This window comes from Kitasatospora putterlickiae (genome assembly GCF_039527695.1).
In the GTDB taxonomy this organism is placed as follows: Bacteria; Actinomycetota; Actinomycetes; order Streptomycetales; family Streptomycetaceae; genus Kitasatospora; species Kitasatospora putterlickiae.
Genome location: NZ_BAAAKJ010000273.1, coordinates 9,063 through 13,262 on the forward strand (window position 1 = coordinate 9,063; position 4,200 = coordinate 13,262).

Here is a 4,200-nt window from a genome sequence, read left to right on the forward strand (position 1 = left end):
TGGCGCCCGTCGGGCACCCGCTGCTCGGCGCGGCCGTGCAGCTCCCGGAGGGCGGAGCGCTGCTCACCGGGCGGCTGGACCCGAAGGACCATCCGTGGCTCGCGGACCACGCCGTCGCGGGCACCGTTCTCGCCCCGGGGGCCGCGCTGCTGGAGCTGGCCTCGCGGGCCGGCGACGAGGCGGGCACGCCCGCCGTCGAGGAGCTGGTGATCGAGGCCCCGCTGCTCGTCCCCGGCCGCGGCGCCCTGCACCTGCACCTGCGGGTGGACACGCCGGAGGACGACGCCCCCGACAGCCGGCGGCCGTTCGCCCTGTACTCGCGTCCCGAGGACGCCGACGGCGGCGCCTGGACCAGGCACGCCACCGGCTTCCTGGGCGGCGAGCAGGGACCGGACTCCGCCGCCCCCGGCCCGTGGCCCCCGGCGGGCGCCGAGGCGGTCGCTCTGGACGGCTTCTACGAGCGGCTGGCCGAGCGCGGTTTCGGCTACGGGCCGGCCTTCCAGGGTCTGCGGGCGGTCTGGCGGCTCGACGGCGAGGTGCACGCCGAGGTGGCGCTGCCCGCCGGCCGGGCGGCCGAGGACTTCGGCATCCACCCGGTGCTGCTGGACGCGGCTCTCCAGGCCACCAACTTCCTGTCCATCGCCGAACCGGAGCCGGGCCACGTCCTGCTGCCGTTCGCCTGGAACGACGTCGCCCTGTTCGCCGCGCGTCCCACCGCCCTGCGGGTGCACGCCCGGCAGACCGGCCCGCACGCTTTTTCGCTCGTCCTCACCGACCCGGCCGGCGGTCCGGTGGCCTCGGTCGGTTCCCTGGCGCTGCGGCAGGTGCCGGTCGACCGGCTCACCGGACTCGGCGGGGCCGGTGCCGACCACCTCTACCAGGTCGGCTGGACGCCCCTCGCCCTGCCCGCGGACGCCGCTTCCGTCACCCCGGCGGTGCTGGACCTGACCACGGGGCCGGCCGGGGGCCCCGAGGGCGCCCGGGCGCTGCTCGGCCGGGTGTCGGAGTTCCTGCACCAGGGGCTCGCCGACCCCGCCCGGAGCGGGGAGCCCCTGGTGGTGGCGACCGGGCTGCCGGACGCGGATCCGGCGGTCAACGCGGTCTGGGGGCTGGTCCGTTCGGTCCAGCAGGAGCAGCCCGGCCGGGTCGTGCTCCTCGGTGGCGAGGGGGTGGGCTTCCCCGCCGCGGCGGTGGCGCCGTCGGTGGTGGGCGGCCTTCTGGCAACGGGGGAGTCCCAGGCGCTCTGGCAGGACGGCGGTGTAACGGTCCCGCGTCTGGCCCGGGCCGGTGTCGCCGCGAAGGGTGGTGGTGTTCTGGATCCGGCGGGGACGGTGCTGGTGACCGGTGGTACCGGGACGTTGGGTGGGTTGGTGGCCCGGCGTCTGGTGGAGTCGCACGGGGTGCGGCATCTGCTGTTGGTGAGCCGTCGGGGTCCGCAGGCGCCTGGTGCGGCGGAGTTGGTGGCTCAGTTGGTGGCGTTGGGTGCATCGGTGGAGGTCGTGGCCGCCGATGTGTCGGAGCGTTCGGTGGTGGATGGTCTGGTGCGGGGTGTGCCGGTGGGGCGTCCGCTGACGGGGGTGGTGCACACGGCCGGGGCGTTGGCCGACGGGGTGTTCGAGGCGCAGTCGGTGGAACGTCTGGACGAGGTGTTCGCACCGAAGGCGGACGCGGCGTGGCATCTGCACGAGGCGACGAAGGGTCTCCCGCTGGCCGCGTTCGTCCTCTTCTCCTCCGGCGCGGGCGTGTTCGGGAACGCGGGGCAGAGCCTGTACGGGGCGGCGAACGCCTTTCTGGACGGCCTGGCGCGGTGGCGCGCGGATCAGGGTCTGCCGGCGGTGTCGTTGGCCTGGGGGCTGTGGGCGGAGGCCAGTGGTCTGACCGGGCACCTGGGCGAGGGGGACCGGGCCCGCCTGGCACGCGGCGGACTCAAGGCCCTGGCGACCGAGGAGGCGCTGGCGCTGTTCGACGCGGCCCTTGGTTCCCCGGAGGCGCTGCTGGTGCCGACTCGTCTGGACCGCGACGCCCTGCGCGCGCAGGCGGCGGCTGGCGAGCTGAACCCGCTGCTGCGCGGCCTGGTCCGCGCCCCGAGGCGCACCGCCGCCACCGGTGCGCCGGCCGACGACGCGGCGGGCTTCTCCGCCCGGCTGGCCGGACTGCCGGAGCGTGAGCAGCACCGTGAACTCCTCGACCTGGTGCGCTCGGCCGCCGCCGCCGTCCTCGGACATCCTTCGAAGAACGCCGTCGCCGCCGCCCAGGCGTTCAAGGAGACCGGGTTCGACTCGCTCGGCGCGGTGCAGCTGCGCAACCGGCTGGCCCGGGCGACGGGCGTCCGGCTCCCGGCCACCCTGGTCTTCGACCATCCGACCCCGCTCGCGCTCGCCCGACACCTGCGGTCCGAGCTGCTGCCGGAGCCGGCGGCGGGAAGCGCCGCCGCTGACGCCACCGCCCTGGGCGGTCCCGCCCCGGACACCAGGCCGGCGCCCGTGGACGGGCCCGCCATCGCGGACCTGGACATCGACGGCCTGGTCGCCCGCGCCCTGCGCGGCCGGGGCTGACCGTCCGCCCTGGCCCGGCCCGACCGACTCCGTCCACCCGACCGCGCTCGGCGCACCTTCCGAAAGGCTGACATGACCACCACCACCGACGGCGCGGCCGCCTCCGACCAGACGGCGAGGCTGGTCGCGGCACTGCGGGCCGCGCTCCAGGACAACGAACAACTCGCCGCCGAGAAGGCCGCGCTGGAGACGGCGGCCGGCGAACCGATCGCCATCGTCGGGATGGCCTGCCGGCTTCCCGGCGACGTCACCTCCCCGGCCGAGCTGTGGCAGCTGGTCTCCGACGGCCGCGACGGCGTGGCCGAGTTCCCCGAGGACCGGGGCTGGGACCTCGACGGACTCTTCGACCCCGACCCGGACCGGGCCGGCCGCTCCTACGTCCGCGAGGGCGGATTCCTGCACGGCGCCGCCGACTTCGACGCCGCCTTCTTCGGGATCTCGCCGCGCGAGGCGCTGGCCATGGACCCGCAGCAGCGGCTGCTGCTGGAGACCTCCTGGGAGGCCCTGGAGCGGGCCGGCCTGGACCCGGCGGGCCTGCGCGGCACACCGGTTGGTGTGTTCTCCGGCGTGATGTACCACGACTACGCCACCGGGCTGCGGAGCGTGCCCGCCGGGCTGGAAGGCTTCCTCGCCACCGGCACCTCGGGGTCGGTGGCCTCGGGCCGGGTCTCCTACACGCTCGGCCTGGAGGGGCCCGCGATCACCGTCGACACCGCCTGCTCCTCCTCGCTGGTCGCCGTCCACCTGGCCGCCCAGTCGCTGCGCGGTGGCGAGTCGACGCTGGCGCTGGCCGGCGGTGTCGCGGTGATGTCCCAGCCCTCGCCGTTCGTGGAGTTCTCCCGGCAGCGCGGTCTGGCGACCGACGGGCGGTGCAAGGCGTTCGCGGACGCCGCCGACGGCACCGGCTGGGCGGAGGGCGTCGCCGTCCTCGTCCTGGAGCGGCTGTCGGACGCGCGGCGCCTGGGGCACGAGGTGCTGGCCGTGGTCCGGGGCTCGGCCGTCAACCAGGACGGTGCGTCCAACGGCCTCACCGCGCCCAACGGGCCCGCCCAGCAGCGAGTGATCCGGGCCGCGCTCGCCAACGCCCGGCTCACGGCGGCGGACGTCGACGCCGTCGAGGGCCACGGCACCGGCACCCCGCTCGGCGACCCGATCGAGGCGCAGGCGGTGCTGGCCACCTACGGGCAGGGTCGTCCGGCCGAACAGCCGCTCTGGCTGGGCTCGTTGAAGTCGAACATCGGGCACACCCAGGCGGCGGCCGGGGTCGCCGGGGTGATCAAGATGGTCCAGGCGCTGCGGCACGGCGTGCTGCCGCGCACCCTCCACGTGGACGCGCCGACCTCGCAGGTCGACTGGTCGGCGGGGGAGGTGCGGCTGCTGACCGAGGCCCGCCCGTGGCCGGAGGCCGACCGCCCGCGCCGGGCCGCCGTGTCCGCCTTCGGCGTCAGCGGCACCAACGCGCACGTGATCCTGGAGGAGGCGCCCCGGGCGGAGCCGAAGGAGCCGGCGGCGCCGGCCGGCCCGGAGCCCGCGGCCGTCCCCTGGCTGCTGTCCGCCGCCTCGGCCGGCGCGCTGCGGGCCCAGGCGGAGCGGCTGCACGCGTACCTGACGGAGCACCCGGAGCTGTCGTCCGTCGACGTCGGTC

The 4,200-nt window shown here is 76.4% G+C and carries 2 protein-coding genes; both read left to right on the forward strand.

Annotation, left to right across the window (positions count from 1 at the left end; genetic code table 11):
* The coding region (locus ABD308_RS27240; RefSeq protein ID WP_344339772.1) for a type I polyketide synthase at window positions 1-2,555 on the forward strand (2,555 nt) is incomplete at its 5' end.
* Window positions 2,556-2,687: 132 nt separating this feature from the next.
* Window positions 2,688-4,200 (forward strand): type I polyketide synthase (locus tag ABD308_RS27245; protein WP_344339792.1); only part of this gene is annotated, 1,513 nt, incomplete at its 3' end.